Genomic DNA, 15,814 nt, shown 5'->3' with positions numbered 1-15,814 from the left:
GATATTCTCCGAGTTAGAAGAGAACTTCTTGCATTTACGGAGATTGTTTGGTGGGTGTTCCCCGACTCGTTAATATTGCGGAGAAGAATTGTTAACCCGCTTCGATTCACAAAGACCTTCCATATGAACGTAGGTAAAACGATCCGCCGGTTGCGGGAGTTCCGCAACCTGACGCAGGAATACATGGCAGTACGGCTGAACATCGGCTCCACGGCCTATGGCAACATAGAGCGGAATGACACGAAGCGCCTTACGATCGAGCGGCTGATGCAGATCGCGGAGGTGCTGGACGTGCATTTTACGGAGTTTTTCAACGAGCAGCCGCCGGAGCAGCGGCAGCTGAAGAAAGGCCTCCCGGAGAAGGACCTCCAGGATCTCCTCGCGTACTTCCGGCAGGATAAATTGTTGATGAAGGAAATGGTGGTGTCGCTGCGGGACTCCGTGCAGAAGCTCGACCAGCTGATGAATGAGCACCTGCGCATCATGCAGGCCATGCTCAAGCCCCTCGCCCGGGAAACCACCCGCCGTGCCAAAGCCTCCGACGCCTAGAACTGCAACCGGAAACTCCCGAAAATACCGAACTTCTTGTTGTTGATTTCCGCCGGTAACGGCTTGGGCGCCACCCGCCATACAAAGTCGACCCGGATGAACTTCAGGATGTTCTCCACACCTGTTCCCAGCTCGATGTAGGGATGGCCTTCAAGCGTCTTGAAAGGATATCCGGACTGGAAGTTGAGCGCGCGGTTCCTGTCCGACAGGCTGCCGATCACGCCTTTGGCCGTCCAGAACTGGCGGAACTTCAGCTTGCGGACCAGCGGGATGTAATTGAAGATCCCGTTGCCGAGGGTATGCTCCAGGTTGAAGCCGGCGTATTGATCGCTGATGAACTCATACCGGTTCATCATGTTGAACGCATACTTGTTGTAATAGTAGATTTCGTTGCCGGGATGGATTTCCAGCAGCGGATAGGGCAGGGTGGTGTTGAAGATCTTGCCGCCGAAGAAATTGTAATACAACTGGCCGAACGGCGCCACCTTCAGGTAGTCGGACACGGTGAACGACGTTTTGTGGTAGCTGTAATTGCTCTTCCAGATGCCCTTCACGCCCAGCGCGTATTTCAATTCCACGATGGGGTATTTGCTGCCCAGGCTGAAGCGGTAGTAATTCCCTTCCAGGAACTCTTCGCGGAAGGCGTAACGCAGCTTTACCGCTACTTCGAGGTTGGTGTAAGGGTCGGTTTTGCCGCCGCTGTGGGGGAACGTGGCGCCGCCGGGAAGAGGCGCATAAGGCATGAACTGTTTATGCACCACCGAAAAGTGATGGGAGAAACCGCTGAAATATTCTTTGAAGAACTCCGCCCGCTTCTCTTCGATCTGCATGAACTTCTGCGGCACGCCAGGCTTGCGGATGGCAAGGGTGAAGATGTTGTCTGTTCCCACCTCATCGTAGTAGCTCGCGCCGTTATCGAGGTCGCGGACGAACGATCCGTACACATACATCCGCGGATGGCGCTTCAGCAGGTAGAGGGCGGATAATTTGCCCTTGAAACGGTCGTCGCCGAAGCCGTAGGCCAGGTATCCGTTGAGGTAAAGGTCTTTATGGAACTGCGGAGTGGTGCCCAGGTCGAGGCGGGCCCTGAAGCCTTCCAGGCGGTTTTGGGAAAAGAGGTACCAGTACGGTCCCCATTCAATCGGACCGAACGGTTTATATCCCGTTGCCAGGAAGCGGATGGTGTTGGAATACTTCTGGAAGAGGGGCATCTTCTGCAGCGTGTCCACCATGTTGTAAATGGCCTGCTCGTTGTGGCTCAGCGTTTCGTGCCGGTGGCCGGCCCAGAACGAATCGGTACGCACCCTCGCACTGTCGGCCACCACGATGTTCTGGGGATAACGCTTCTCGGAAAACAGGTTGGTGACCGCGGTATCGTTGTACACCAGGTCTTCGTACGTCGTCGTTTTCCGTCCGATGAATTCCAGGGTTTTGGTGGGCTTGGGGCTGGGCGTCCAGAAGTCGACCACGAATTTATCTTTCGCCAGGAACCAGCCACTGCTGTCGGGGAAAGGTTTGAACTCCTGCACCAGCGAGATCTTGCGGACGAAGTTGATATTCGCGTCATTCGGCACCGCCATGCTCATTTTTTGGATGGCGAAGGTTGAATCCATCACCCAAAGGTCGCCGATGAAAGCGTTCTCGCCTTTGCGCCGCGGCTCGAAGTTCATGCGGATGAAACGGTGATTGGCGATGTATTGCGTATCGGTGATGCGGTAATTATAGAACAGGTTGCCGTTGTTGGCGATAGGGCTCACGAAGCTTTTGTCGAACACCGGGATGAAATTGTCGTATACATTGATGTTCTGGTACATCCCGCCGAGGAACTTGGTAACGCTTTCGTTGTCGAGCCCGGAAGTGCGCGAAGCCTTGATGATCTCTTTCGTCTTTTTCGGGTTGCGCTGGAAATAGTAATCGGAAATGCTTTCGGTGAGGAAGACGGGCAGGAAGGGCTGGTTTTCCGTGGTGCTGTCGATATTCTTCAGGATGAAAGCGAAAGGTTTGGAGAAGCGGTTTTTGGCGAGTTTGACGGTATTGAGGTTTTTGATGTCGAGCTCCAGCTTATTGTAAATTTCGTATTTGTAACTTTCGAGGCGGTCGTAGTTATTATACGGTTTCCGGCGGACGATATTCCGGAGCAGGATCAGCGCGAAATTGACGTTGGCCTTTACTTCGTATGTTTTGAGGGAAACGTCGCCGCGGGAGATTTCGAAGATGAGGGTTTGTTCGGGGAGTTTGCGGTCTACGAACAGGACGGTTCTGGCGTATCCCATGACGCGGACGAGGAGGGAGTCTGAAGGGATGGAAGGGAGCTCGAAGAGGAAGGCGCCTTCGGCGTCGGTGACCATGCCGGTATTGGTGCCCACAAATTGCAGTGTGGCAAAGGGGATCAGTTCCTGGGTGTGCGCGTCTTTAACAATTCCCTTTACTTTATGCTGCGCAGTGAGGGGTAAGAAGCTGATGATCGTTATTACTAAAGCTATGGTTCGTTTCCAGCCGTTCATTTGCGAGGCAAATTAGATATTTTCGGACGAATTACTTGAGCCCGTGATAAATGGGACCGTTTTATAACAATCGGCAGGCGCGTGTGTTCAGCCTGGAAACCCCTCCGGCCGGAGGTTCCCCCGGATTCCCGCCGCGAGCCCCCCGCAGCAGAAATCTTCACCGCTTTTATCTAGCGCCGCCGCACCCGGGAAACCCCGGAAACCCCTGCCTTCTATAAACGCACGCCCATACCCGTTACCCCTATATAAAGGGAATAACATGCCAGATTTTCATCAGCCCCCTTCTATGCCCCTTTTTCCACAATTATGACTAGCTTTGATGTACAAAGTGCTTTCGCTATGAACGAGCAACAACATCTCGATACCCTTAAAGACATCAAGCGCATCATGGAACGCAGCACCCGTTTCATGTCGCTCAGCGGACTGGGCGGTGTGGGCGCGGGACTGAGCGGCCTTATCGGCGCATGGTTCGCCTGGCGCATCCTGGACGATTACCGCAACGGCAGCCCGGTTTCCTACGAATCCTACGACGGCGCGGCCTACGATGGTTCCGGCAACGTGAACGTCCTCATCCTCAAACTACTGCTTATCGCTGCCGCCGTATTGCTATGCGCCCTCACCACCGGGAGCTACTTTACCTGGCGCAAAGCCCGGCAACAGGGCCTCCCCATCTGGGACGCCACCGCCCGCAAAGTCGTCTTCAACCTCGCCGTTCCCCTTTTCGCCGGCGGCCTCTTCATCCTCGGCATGATTTACAATGGTTTTTACGGATTCGTATCGCCCGCCTGCCTGGTGTTTTACGGCCTGGCCCTCATCAACGCCAGCAAATTCACCATGCCGGAGCTCCGCTACGTCGGCTTCATCGAAACCGGCCTCGGCATCCTCGCCACCTTCTGGCTCGGAAATGGCCTCTTCTTCTGGGCCCTGGGTTTTGGTGTGGTACATATTCTTTACGGCATCATCATGTGGTGGAAATACGAACGCGCCCCGCAGGGCGCTTAAACCCCGGTTTGCATGAATCCGATCGAGCATCTGAATAAACTTTTTGAAAGCCGCATCCGGCTGGGCGTGATGAGCGTGCTGATCGTCAATGAAGAAGTCAGCTTCAACGACCTCAAAGCCATGCTGGACGTGACCGACGGCAACCTGGCCTCGCACCTCTCCACGCTGGAGGAAAACGCATACATCAAAGTGCACAAGGGATTTGTGGGCCGGAAAACCAATACCACCTATTCCATTACCAAAGCCGGCGAAAAAGCCTTCAAAGGCCACCTCGCCGCATTGGAAGCCATGATCAAATTCACACAGTGATGAACCGCAGCACAGGACTCGCCGGCAGCTTCCGCAACGCATTCCGCGGAATTGCTGCCGCGCTCCGCACCGAACCCAATGCCCGCATCCACCTCGCAGCCACAGCCGCCGTTGTCGCCGCAGGTTGCTGGTTCCAATGCTCCCCCGGCGAATGGGCCGTTATCGCCATCGCCACCGGCGGCGTATGGACCGCCGAACTGCTCAATACCGCCATTGAGAAATCCATGGACCTGCTCCATCCCGGGCATCATCCCCTCGTGAAAAATATCAAAGACATCGCCGCCGGCGCTGTACTCCTTGCCGCCATCGCGGCGGTCGTAGCCGCGGGGTGCATCTTCCTTCCCAAAATGCTATAAAAAAAGCCGGCTCATGTAGCCGGCTTTTTTGTGTATCGAAGTTTATATTCTTTAGAAGTCAACCCCCAAACCGAAGGTCAGCTGCGGCTTGCCGCGGAAGAATCCGGTCATGGGCCAGCCCGCGTCGAAGCGGACGAAATACCCGAGCAACGTGGTGCGGGCGCCAAAGCCGTAACCGCCCACGAACGGCCCGAGGAACCCTTCCTTGATGCGGATCACCACACCTTCGGCCGTAACGTATTCCGTGTAATTGGCGCCTTTGAACTTCAGTTTCTCGTTCCAGGCGGTACCGATGTCCATGAAGGTCGTCAGCTGGAAGTTGCGGAGGAACGCGCTGTTGATCGGTTTGTCGATGAATGTGGTAAACACCGGCAGGCGGAGCTCCGTGTTCATCAGCAGCACGTTATTACCGTTGCGGATATTCTGTTTGTAACCGCGCATGTTCACCGCCAGCGTCTGGTAGGCGTAGTTCTCGTTCTCGTTCGGAGCGCGGTTGTAATAAATGTCCGGTTTCACCATCCAGTTGTCGACGCCGCCGAGGAAGTAGATCAGCTTGCGCGAGCCCCACGAAAGGTCTGCAGCTATGCGGGTAGCCCAGATGAAGTTCCGGTGGATCTCCACGTAATGGCGCGCATCGATACCCATGTTGTAGGTAAACTTGCCTTTCACGGACTTCTGGTCAAAGAACGCATCGCTGCTGGACACCTGCGCGATCAGGTCGCCGTAGATTTTGAAACGGGTGCCTTTGTAGATATTGATGGCGGGGTTCAGCACATTGTCGTGCACATACTCCAGCCGCGCCAGTACCGCGTTTTCCTTGTAATTGGGCTGCATGATGGAAGCGCTGTCGTTACCCAGTACCACCGTTTCGTCGCGGCGAAGGCCGGCGGAAAGCCGGATGCTGCGCACCTGGTCGAACGGATAGCGCACTTCGCCCTGGTAGATATTGGTGATATTTTTGGACGGATAGCCCCAGAACTGGGAGTTCTCATTCCGGAACGAGAGTTTTTCCATCCGGCGGTAATACGTCAATTTGTAATCGAAACGCTTTTTGAGGTAGGTCATGGAGAACATGTACTCCGTACCGTCGAGCGCCAGGGGCACGCGGAAAGCGCCGGAGAACTTGACATCCTCCATCAGGTCGCTCACGCCGATGCGGATAAGGCCGTTCACGGGGTCTGTCAGGCGGATGGGGCCCTGGGGCCAGCCGTAGTAAGGCTGATAGCGGTTCATCAGCACCGAGTTATCGATCTGCGTCACGAGGTAATCGGAGCTGAATTTGAGCCTGTAATTGCTGAGGCGCGCGCTTTTCAGCACCGGCGGCTCTTTCCGCTCGGCGATCATCGGCTGCTCTTCCTGGGCGGCCGGTTCAGCCGGTTCGTTGCCGAACTCGTTCTGGAAGAAGTTGGCCTGTTTAGATGTATCGGGCTGGGCGTAATAACTTGGTAAACCCAGGCGCATGGAGTCGTCGCGCATCTGCTGCAACCTGAAGTTGGTGGGCCGGGCCGACACATTCCGCCTGCGCAGCGTGTTCGTATCCACTTTCAGTTTATACAACCGCTTCCAGTCCCCGATTTGCACCACTTCCGACACCATTCCCTGGTCGCCCGCGATCCGGGATTCCTTGATGCCATACTGGTAATTGGTGACGGGGAACACATACGTAGAGTCGTTGGTGATGGCCACGGCCTGGATGGAATCGGGTGCCGTAGCGCCATAATCCATCAACGCGGAATCCAGCTCTTCCTTGTCAGGGTTGTGGAGGATCTCCGCACCGATAAAGTACAGGGAATCCACGCCCGCTTTCTCCGCCCGGAAGAAGCCTGCGTAGCGGTTGGAAACACCATTGGCGTCGCTCACGAAAGTGAAGTGCGTAGTATTATACTGCACGGGCAGGCGCGCGTTGCCATAGGGCAGGTCGGTCAGCTGGGAAATCTGCTTTTCGGAAGATTTGTTCCAGTTGTCGACCATGAAAACATTATACCGGTTATGCGGCAACGCCGTATCGGACGTACGGGCTTTGGGGCCCGGGCGGTTCGAGGAATAGATGATCCCGCTCTTGCCGGGGAAGGCGGCGAAGGAAGGATCGAGATCATCCCACACGTCGTTGGTGATCTGGTCTACCTTGCTGTTGGTCATGCTGTAGGTGAAGATATCGGTATGACCGTTGCGCACGGCGGAAAGCAGGAGGGAGTTGTCGAATTCGAAGAAGAACTTCATATCGATGATCCTGTCGAACATCGGGAGGTCCTGCCTGATCGTGATCTTGGAAATCAGGTCGTAGACCATGAGGCGCGTTTTGCCTTCGTGCTCATATACCACGGCCAGGCGGTTGCCTTTGTGGTTCCAGGCCAGCAGCGGGTAATTGGGGTCGAGCTTGGAAGTGAGCTGTTTCACCCCGGATTTCAGGAGCACTTTGTTGGTCGTCCATCCCAGGTTGATCTTCACTTTGTACGTTCCTTTGCTGTATTCCACCACGGCGTACATACTGTTTTTGGGATTGGGGGCGTAGCGGTAGTAGTCTTTCTTGCCGATTTCGTTGGAGATCACGCCGGTACCACGGGTCACCTGGCGGCGGCGGCGGCCGTCTTCCTGGAAGCGCTTGCGCCACCAGATCATGAAATCAGCCTGTGCGGCTTTGGGTTTCATGTGCAGCACCTGCTCGAAGCCTTTCTTCAGGCCGCGGTTGATGCGGGTGATGTACATGAGGTAGGGCACCGCGTCTTTCCCGTATTTGCTTTCGACATAATACCAGAATGCCTGGCCTGCCAGGAGGGGCTTGTCGAAGGTAAGCTGGTTGAAAGTATTGTATTTGCCGGAGTTGAGGGCGGCTTTCAGCTGGTCGTCGAGCTGGGGATTCCAGTTTTCCGCGGCATAAGCGATAAACCCGTCGGTGAACCAGTTCGGGAAATCCATCAGTACCGCATTCCCCGCAAACTCGCCGATATCCTCCCCGAAAAGGAGGGTTTCCAGCATCACCCGGGCAATACCCTGGCGGATCTGGCGGCGGAGGTTGGCATGGTCGCCGTCGAAATAGACGAGGAGCTTGTTGCCGACGAGCTTCGTCACCCCACCGGTATTCTGCCAGTCTACCCCGATACCCACATTGGATTGCTTGAACTCCGCGAAGTTGTTGTACACAATAATATTCACTTTCTGCCGGAAGGTGAACTCCATGAACTCCTCCAGCTGGGGGAGCTCCCTTTCCGCAGCCTGCGCCACGTACTTGCCAAGCTCGAGACCGTTCTGTGCGAAGTACGTATTGAAGTGCCGGGTCGTATAGAACCGCCACTTGAAATTCTTGTACTGCACCCGGTTCTGGCCAAATTCCACGGTATTCACCTGCGCCTGGGCGTTAACAACAAATCCGATCAATAGGCATAAGCATGGAATAATTGACCTGGTAATAAATCGGTTCATACGGAAAGTATTGATAATATTGTGTTGCGAATTAAAATTAGTAAAAAACGTCAACAATGTTCGAAATCAGGTGCTTTACGGTCAATCCTTTTCAGGAGAACACATACGTACTAATTAACGAAAAAAAGCAGTGTATCATTATAGACCCGGGATTTTATTATGAAGAAGAGCGGAACGGGTTTCTCAAATTCATGGCCGACAACGGGTTGACCGTCGAACGGCTCCTCAATACCCACTGCCATCTGGACCACATCTTCAGCAACAGGCTGGTGCAGAAAATGTTTGGTAAAGGTCCGGAAATCCACCGGCTCGACCAGGTGGTGCTCGACCGCTCCCCGCAGTCCGGCCAGATGTACAACATCCCCTTCGAGCCCAGTCCCGCCCCTGCCGGTTACCTGGAGGAAGGCGATAAGGTGGTGCTGGGGGATGATGAGCTGGAAGTGATCCTTACCCCCGGCCATTCTCCCGGAAGCATATCGTTCTATTGCGCCCAACAGCAATTTGTGATCGCCGGAGATGTGTTATTTAAACAGAGCGTGGGCCGTTCCGACTTCCCCGGAGGTAATTTTGAAACACTGGCCAGCAGCATCCGGGAAAAGTTGTACAAGCTGCCTAACGAAACGGTCGTGTATTCGGGCCACGGTCCTGAGACTACGATCGGGTTCGAAAAGGTGCACAACCCCTTCGTGCCGGAAGACCCTTCAACCCGCCTTGCGTGACAGCAACCGGGCGATGTCTTTCCTTTCCGACCACGCTATAACGGCCAGGTATATACCCATTCCGGCCACGCCGGCTAACTGCAGCGGCCAGAATCCGAACCCCTCGGCCCGCAGGCAATGCTGCAGCCCGTAGATCGCCCCGGCCAGCGCCAGGTATCCCACGATCTTCGGCACCTCGTACGGCACCGGGTAATATTTCTGCCCCAGCAGGTACGATACGGTCATCATCAGCCCGTAACAAACAAAAGTAGCCCAGGACGAGCCTGTATAACTGAACTGCGGGATCCACCAGACGTTCAGGATGATGGTGACCACCGCCCCGCCCAGCGTGATCCAGGCGCCCATGAGGTTGCGGTTGGTGAGTTTATACCAGATGGTCAGGTTGTAGTAAATCCCTAAAAACACCGACGCCATGGCGATCACCGGCACGATGTGCATCCCTTCGGCATACCTCGGATCGGGCCCGCGCGTGATGAACCAGATCCAGATATCGAGGAAAAGCGCCACGGCCAGGAACACCGCGCCCATGAACATCGTAAAGAACTTCATCACCCGGGCATACGTCTGCTGGGCATCCTGCCTGCCGCTCTGGTTGAAGAAGAACGGCTCCGCACCCATCCTGAACGCCGTGATGCATATGGTTACGAGAACGGCCAGCTTATAGTTGGCTCCGAAGATCCCCAGTTCGCTCTTGGCCACCTCCTCCGGGTAGGGGTACACCTGCGGGAACACCAGCCGGCTCAGCATCTCGTTCACCATCCCGCCGATCCCCACCACCATCAGCGGCCAGCTGTACCGGATCACTTCTTTCCACAAACCTTTATCAAACTTCCAGCGGAACGCGCTGAACTCCTTCGACAGGAACAGCAGCGAACACAAGCTCGCCAGCATATTGGCGATCACGAAATATTCCACCCCGCGCGCCGGGTTGTACCAGCCCAGGTGCCCGCCGGCATGCAACTTCGGCGCCCATTTGAGCAGGAACAGGGTCAGCAGGATCTGCACCACGATGGTAGCGATCTTCACCGCGGCGTATTTGCGCGGGCGGCCTTCCTGGCGCAGTTTGGCGAAAGGGATCGTGGTCAGGGTGTCAAAGAACAGGACGCCCGTGGCCAGCATCACCAGGTCCGCCCGGCCAGGGAGCCCCAGCATGCCCGCCAGCAACGGCGAGCAAACGAACAGCACCCCCGAAAACAGCACCGTGCTCAGGAGGATCGAGACGCTCAGGGTATTGTACAGCCGGTCTTTCTCCACCGACTGCGTGAACCGGAAATAGCTGGTTTCCAGCCCGTATGTGAAAATAACGTTGCAAAAAGGAATGAAAGCGTACAACTGGGTCACCTCCCCGAACTTCTCGGTCGGGAACACGCTCGTAAGAAAGAGCTGGAGGATGAATCCCAGGAATCGGTGAAAAATGGTGGGTACGCCGTACCAGATAGTTGCGCCGGCCAGTTTCTTGATGTTTCCCAAAGCGTCGGTTTTAATCCAAATTAAACAATCGTATCAATAGTCGTTTCGACGGTTCTGTTTTTTCTCGCTCAGCCTTTTCTTGAACTGGAGGCGTTTTTCGATCATGGCTTTAGTTGGCTTTACCTTCTTGCGCTTCTTCGGCACAAAGAGCCCCTGGGCCAGCAGGGCGTTCATTTTGCGGATCACCTCCCCTTTATTGCCCAGCTGCGACCGCTCCGTTTGCGACTTCACCTGCAAAAGCCCTTCGGCATTCAGCTTGCCGCCCAGGTTCTGCAGCAGCAGGGCCTTCTGATCGGCGTCGAGCAGGGAGGAGCCCGCAATGTCGAAGTAGCCTTCCACCATCGTTTCCACCTTGTTCACGTTCTGGCCGCCCTTCCCGCCGCTGCGGGCCGTTTTGAATTTTATTTCCGGAGTCACGTCAAGCATAACACATTGCTTATCTTTAACCGCAAATGTAAATCCTTCCACTGTATATTTTATGAGAGCTGTGATCCAAAGGGTAACCCGGGCCGATGTAGCCATCGGCGGGCAGGTGAAGTCCGCCATCGAAGGCGGCCTCCTCGTGCTGCTGGGTATAGAAGACGCCGACGGGCCGGAAGATATTGCCTGGCTGAGCGCTAAAATCGTCAACCTCCGCATTTTCAACGACGAAAACGGCGTCATGAACCGCAGCGTCCTCGAAACGGGAGGGGATATCCTCCTCATCTCCCAATTCACCCTTCACGCCTCCACCAAAAAAGGCAACCGCCCCAGCTACCTCCGGGCCAGCAAGCCCGACACCGCCATCCCCCTGTACGAAAACACCATCGCCAGGCTGGAAGCCGACCTGGGGAAAAGCATCGGCACCGGCACCTTCGGGGCGGATATGCAAATTTCGCTCCTGAACGACGGGCCCGTCACCATCATCATCGACACCAAAAACCGAGAATAAAATGACCATCCAGGAAGCCCAGCAGCGCGTCGACCAATGGATCAACACCACCGGCGTCCGCTACTTTTCCGAACTGACCAACATGGCCATCCTCACCGAAGAAGTCGGGGAAGTAGCCCGGATCATCTCCCGGCAATACGGCGACCAGTCGTTCAAACCCTCCGACCGCGGCAAAAACCTGCCCGACGAGCTGGCGGACGTCCTCTGGGTCCTGCTATGCCTCGCCAACCAGACCGGGGTAGACCTCACCGCAGCGCTGGAGAAGAACTTTGAGAAGAAAACGACCCGCGACGCCCAACGGCACCAGGATAACGAGAAGCTGAAAGGCTAGTTACGGTTGGTTGATTATAATAATACGTTGTTTCAAAATAGGATTTTATCTTTGCGCGACTATGGCAACAGATCAGAACAAGTTCCAGGCGATCATTTCGCACTGTAAAGAATACGGTTTCATTTTCCCGTCGAGTGAGATTTATGACGGGTTGAGCGCGGTATATGACTACGGTCAGTACGGCGCCGAGCTGAAAAAGAATGTGCGCGACTACTGGTGGCGCAGCATGACGCAGATGCACGAAAACATCGTGGGCATCGACGCGGCCATTTTCATGCACCCCACGGTTTGGAAAGCATCCGGGCACGTCGACAACTTCAGCGACCCGATGATCGATAACAAAGACAGCAAGAAGCGCTACCGCGTGGATCACCTCATCGAAGGCTATGCAGACACCCTGCCCGAAGCCGAGAAAGACGCCGTGATCGCCGCCATGGAAAACTACCTGAAAGAAAACGATTACGCCGGGCTGAAGGCTTTCATCGAAGAGAAGAAAATTGCCTGCTCCGTGAGCGGAACCGTTAACTGGACCGACATCCGGCAGTTCAACCTCATGTTCTCCACCGAGTTCGGCGCCGTGGCTGCCGAAAACGAGGGCGATAATAAAGTGTACCTCCGTCCGGAAACGGCGCAGGGTATTTTCGTCAACTTCCTGAATGTGCAGAAGACGGGCCGTATGAAGATCCCGTTTGGTATTGCGCAGGTAGGGAAGGCTTTCCGCAATGAGATCGTGGCACGCCAGTTCGTGTTCCGCATGCGGGAATTCGAGCAGATGGAGATGCAGTTCTTCATCCGCCCCGGCACCCAGCAGGAATGGTACGCATACTGGAAAGAAGAGCGCATGAAATGGCACAAGAGCCTCGGCCTGAAACCCGGGCACCTCCAGTTCCATGACCACGCCAAACTGGCCCACTATGCCGACGCGGCCGTGGATATCGAATATAATTTCCCGATTGGTTTCAAGGAAGTGGAAGGCATCCACAGCCGTACCGACTTCGACCTGAGCCAGCACCAGAAATTCTCCGGCAAAAAGCTCCAGTACTTCGATCCCGAGATCAACCAGAACTACGTTCCCTACGTGATCGAAACCTCCATCGGCCTCGACCGCTGCTGCTTCATGGTGCTTTCCGAAGCTTATGAAGAGCAGGACCTCAGCACCCCGGAGAAGCAAGATTCCCGCGTGGTACTGAAGTTCCCCGCCAAGCTGGCTCCCATCAAACTGGCGATCCTCCCGCTGACCAAGAAAGACGGCTTGCCCGAGATCGCCCAGGAACTGATGGCTGATTGCAAAAAGAATTTCTACTGCTACTACGAGGAAAAAGACAGCATCGGTAAACGCTACCGCCGCCAGGACGCAATCGGCACGCCCTTCTGCGTAACCATCGACCACCAGACGAAAGAAGACGGCACCGTAACCGTCCGTCACCGCGACTCTATGGAACAGGAGCGTATCCCGCTTGCTACCGTGAAAGAGATGGTGATGAAATCGATGATGGATTAATCGTCACGAAAGAAATAGCGAAGGCGCTTCCGGCAGGAGGCGCCTTTTTTTATTATAAAATATCGTTACCCGTAAAGTTCGAGGTGAATATCATGCCGGTCGTATCCCATGGCCTGGATGCGCTGCTTCGCTTCGTCGATCATCACTTTCCAGCCGCAGAGGAAGAAGTGCGCGGGGCGGCGGTCGGAGAGAAGATCTTCATAGACGTTGTGTACGTAGCCCCGGTGGCCCGTCCAGTCGGGGCTATCCTCCCGCGAAAGGGTGGGGTGGTAGTGGAAGCCGGGCATCTCGGCGGCGAGGGCGCGCATCTCATCTTTGTACAAAATATCCTTCTCGTACCGCGATCCGTAGATCAGGTGGATGTTGGGATGGGCCAGCTGGTTCTTGTGCAGGAACTTCGCCATCGACCGGAAAGGCGCGATGCCCGTGCCGGTGCAGATGAGGAAAAGATCGCGGTCCATCGCTTCGGGGAGCACGAAATTCCCCAAAGGCCCGCGGAGTATGAGCTCGCTGCCTTCCCTGATCTCATTGAAAATGTAGGTAGTGCCTGCGCCCCCGTCCAGCAGTACGATCACCAGTTCTATTTCCGAAGAACCGTTGGGGTGGGAGGCGATGGAATAACTTCGCCAGCGCTTGTTCTTCTTCTCGTGGATCGGCAGGTCCAGCGTTACGAACTGGCCGGCCTTAAAATGAAATGCTTCCTTCTCGGGTATGTGGATCCAAAATCTCCTGGTATTATACGTCTCATTCACAATCTTCGTCACCACGCCGGTGTACCATTGTTCGGGCATGTATAGAATAATTTTGTAAGATGAGTAAAGCCAATACCCATAAATTACGCTTTTTTTCTGGTTTGAGGCGCCCTTTGCCCGTCCTGCTCCCTGTTTCCCTCCATCCGCCGGGGCACCGCCGCCCGGTGTAACCTCACATTCACCGGAAACCCTTTGCCATAGAGGCTTTGTGCGGAATTGAATAACCGGATGCTTTACCTGTCAGCGGCTTCAATGCCAGGCTGGTACTATGTTACAGATAGGTTGAGATACCTTTGAGATACCCTTCAGCCATCGTTCAGATACGGTTGAGCCACCCTATATAAGGGTATCTCAACCGTATATCAAGGGTAGCTGACCTGTAAGGTATACCTGTTTCACCTTACAGCATGACTTACCATAACCTCCCTGGATGGATGATCCTGTCCGGCATGAAAGTTGAAAATGCCTTATCTTTGCAGCCTTCATGAATTTGCAGGGAGTATTACAGCTGTTTGAACGGGATTCCCGCCTGAAATCACTGGCGGACGGGACTCGTATGCCTGCACCCCGGTATTTCCACCTGACGGGCCTCACCGGCAGCGCCGCCGCCTTCGTGGCTACCGCCCTCCGCAATGGCTCCGACGCCAACCACGTTTTCATCCTCAACGACAAAGAAGAAGCCGCCTATTTCCATAACGACCTGGAACATCTCTCCCAGGCGCTGGACATATTCTACTTCCCCGACTCGTTCAAGAAAACCGGCGTTTTCTCCGACCTCAACAGCAGCCACAGCATGCTGCGCACCGAGGCGCTCATGAAGCTCACCGGGCCCCAGCCCCACAAAAAAGTGCTCGTCACCTACCCCGAAGCGCTCTTCGAAAAAGTGGCCGGCAACACCACGTACAACACCAACATGATCTCCGTCAAAGTGGGGGAAAACCTCAAAGTCGACGATCTGCTGGCTAAATTGGTGGAATGGGGCTTCGAACATACCGACTTTGTTTACGAACCCGGGCAATACGCCGTCCGCGGCGGTATCCTGGACATATATTCCTTCGGGAACGATAAGCCTTACCGCTTTGAGCTGTTTGGCGACGAGGTAGATTCCATCCGCCTCTTTGATCCCGAAACACAGCTATCCGAGAGGAAGCTCATGCAGGTTAACCTGATCGCCAACATGGACACCCGCGTGTCTTCCGGTGATAAAATGTCGCTGCCCGATTTCCTTCCCGCCAACACCATCGTCTGGCTCAAAGATCCTTCGTATGTGCAGGGCGTGATGGGACAGATGGAGCAGCGGCTCGACGACTGGCTGCAGACCGGCCGCGCCACAGACGTGTCTGACGACGAGGCCATCCAGCTCTATGAAGCGGATTTTGAGAAGGCGGATGTGATCATGCAGCAGTTGCAGCAAAAGCATTGCATCGTGTTCGGGTCGCATTTCAATTTTGAAAAAGTGCCGGCAGGGGTGGAAGAGATTGCCTTCAAAACGGTGGAGCAGCCGGTATTCAACCGTCAGTTCGACCTGCTGATCAAAGACCTCTCGGCACAGAACGCCGCCAAAACCGCGTTGTTCATCTTCGCGGAAAACCCGCGCCAGCTCGAAAGGCTCCGGAGCATCTTCGAAGACCTCAAGGCCGATTTCCTCTTTTATCCCATCCCGGTGCCCATCAGCGCGGGGTTCGTGGATACGGGGCTGAAGATCGCGTGCTACACCGATCACCAGATCTTCCAGCGCTTCCATAAATATAAAGTGAAGCAGGCCTACAACAAAAGCAAGGCCATCACCCTCAAAACCCTGCAGGAACTGCAATCCGGCGACTTCGTGACCCACATCGACCACGGCGTGGGCGTATACAGCGGCCTGCAGAAAATTGAAGTGGGCGGGAAGATGCAGGAGGCGATCCGCATTATTTACAAAAACAACGATCTGCTGTATGTGAACATCAACTCACTGCACAAGATCAGCA

Annotated in this window: 14 protein-coding genes; 9 read left to right on the top strand and 5 right to left on the bottom strand. The window is 55.1% G+C overall.

Annotation, left to right across the window (positions count from 1 at the left end; all coding sequences use genetic code 11):
- Positions 1-123 precede the first annotated feature (123 nt).
- Positions 124-549 carry a helix-turn-helix transcriptional regulator gene (locus tag Q0510_RS20710; RefSeq protein ID WP_298715899.1) on the top strand — a complete coding sequence of 142 codons (426 nt, stop codon included), beginning with the start codon at positions 124-126 and terminating at the stop codon, positions 547-549.
- Here the strand turns inward: Q0510_RS20710 and Q0510_RS20705 are convergent.
- Positions 546-3,053 (bottom strand): DUF5686 family protein, encoded by a 2,508-nt coding sequence (locus Q0510_RS20705; RefSeq protein ID WP_298715897.1) that lies wholly within the window; start codon positions 3,051-3,053, stop codon positions 546-548. The two genes, Q0510_RS20710 and Q0510_RS20705, sit on opposite strands and share 4 nt — an antisense overlap.
- 339 nt (positions 3,054-3,392) lie before the next feature.
- On the opposite strand from Q0510_RS20705, the gene Q0510_RS20700 reads away from it, so the two are divergent.
- Genes Q0510_RS20700 through Q0510_RS20690 form a run of 3 tightly spaced genes read left to right on the top strand, consistent with a single transcriptional unit; the run spans position 3,393 to position 4,720 of the window.
- Positions 3,393-4,055 (top strand): hypothetical protein, encoded by a 663-nt coding sequence (locus Q0510_RS20700; RefSeq protein WP_298715895.1) that lies wholly within the window; start codon positions 3,393-3,395, stop codon positions 4,053-4,055.
- A 12-nt stretch (positions 4,056-4,067) separates the two neighbouring features.
- Positions 4,068-4,364, top strand: coding sequence for a transcriptional regulator (locus tag Q0510_RS20695; protein ID WP_298715893.1), 297 nt, complete (start codon positions 4,068-4,070; stop codon positions 4,362-4,364).
- A complete protein-coding gene (locus Q0510_RS20690; protein WP_298715891.1) occupies positions 4,364-4,720 on the top strand; it encodes a diacylglycerol kinase in 357 nt (118 codons plus the stop codon). The genes Q0510_RS20695 and Q0510_RS20690 overlap by 1 nt, the downstream gene beginning before the upstream one ends.
- A gap of 51 nt (positions 4,721-4,771) precedes the next feature.
- Here the strand turns inward: Q0510_RS20690 and Q0510_RS20685 are convergent, their stop codons facing one another.
- Positions 4,772-8,095 carry a hypothetical protein gene (locus Q0510_RS20685; RefSeq protein WP_298715889.1) on the bottom strand — a complete coding sequence of 1,108 codons (3,324 nt, stop codon included), beginning with the start codon at positions 8,093-8,095 and terminating at the stop codon, positions 4,772-4,774.
- A 101-nt stretch (positions 8,096-8,196) separates the two neighbouring features.
- Here Q0510_RS20685 and Q0510_RS20680 point away from each other — a divergent pair, with 101 nt between their 5' ends.
- Positions 8,197-8,859, top strand: coding sequence for an MBL fold metallo-hydrolase (locus Q0510_RS20680; protein WP_298715887.1), 663 nt, complete (start codon positions 8,197-8,199; stop codon positions 8,857-8,859).
- Here the strand turns inward: Q0510_RS20680 and Q0510_RS20675 are convergent.
- Positions 8,842-10,329 carry an oligosaccharide flippase family protein gene (locus Q0510_RS20675; RefSeq protein ID WP_298715885.1) on the bottom strand — a complete coding sequence of 496 codons (1,488 nt, stop codon included), beginning with the start codon at positions 10,327-10,329 and terminating at the stop codon, positions 8,842-8,844. The genes Q0510_RS20680 and Q0510_RS20675 overlap by 18 nt on opposite strands.
- Before the next feature lie 33 nt (positions 10,330-10,362).
- The gene (gene arfB / locus Q0510_RS20670; RefSeq protein WP_298715883.1) at positions 10,363-10,755 is read right to left on the bottom strand and encodes an alternative ribosome rescue aminoacyl-tRNA hydrolase ArfB; all 393 of its coding nucleotides are present in this window, start codon (positions 10,753-10,755) and stop codon (positions 10,363-10,365) included.
- Positions 10,756-10,807: 52 nt separating this feature from the next.
- Here arfB and dtd point away from each other — a divergent pair, with 52 nt between their 5' ends.
- The 3 genes from dtd (at position 10,808) to Q0510_RS20655 (ending at position 13,092) form a co-directional block, all read left to right on the top strand.
- Positions 10,808-11,260 (top strand): D-aminoacyl-tRNA deacylase, encoded by a 453-nt coding sequence (dtd, locus tag Q0510_RS20665; protein WP_298715878.1) that lies wholly within the window; start codon positions 10,808-10,810, stop codon positions 11,258-11,260.
- Between the two features lies 1 nt (position 11,261).
- The gene (locus Q0510_RS20660) at positions 11,262-11,591 is read left to right on the top strand and encodes a nucleotide pyrophosphohydrolase (RefSeq protein WP_298715876.1); all 330 of its coding nucleotides are present in this window, start codon (positions 11,262-11,264) and stop codon (positions 11,589-11,591) included.
- Positions 11,592-11,652: 61 nt separating this feature from the next.
- Entirely contained in the window at positions 11,653-13,092 is a 1,440-nt protein-coding gene (locus tag Q0510_RS20655; RefSeq protein WP_298715874.1) for a glycine--tRNA ligase, read from the top strand.
- A gap of 65 nt (positions 13,093-13,157) precedes the next feature.
- Here the strand turns inward: Q0510_RS20655 and Q0510_RS20650 are convergent, their stop codons facing one another.
- Positions 13,158-13,883: an FAD-binding oxidoreductase gene (locus tag Q0510_RS20650; RefSeq protein WP_298715872.1), complete on the bottom strand. Its 726-nt coding sequence runs from the start codon at positions 13,881-13,883 to the stop codon at positions 13,158-13,160.
- A gap of 445 nt (positions 13,884-14,328) precedes the next feature.
- Between Q0510_RS20650 and Q0510_RS20645 the strand changes: the two genes are divergently transcribed.
- A partial coding sequence (locus Q0510_RS20645) for a CarD family transcriptional regulator (protein WP_298715871.1) occupies positions 14,329-15,814 on the top strand: 1,486 nt, incomplete at its 3' end.

It is taken from the genome of uncultured Chitinophaga sp., assembly GCF_937874145.1.
Classification (GTDB): Bacteria; Bacteroidota; Bacteroidia; order Chitinophagales; family Chitinophagaceae; genus Chitinophaga.
This window is presented reverse-complemented; position numbering and strand designations above follow the sequence as displayed.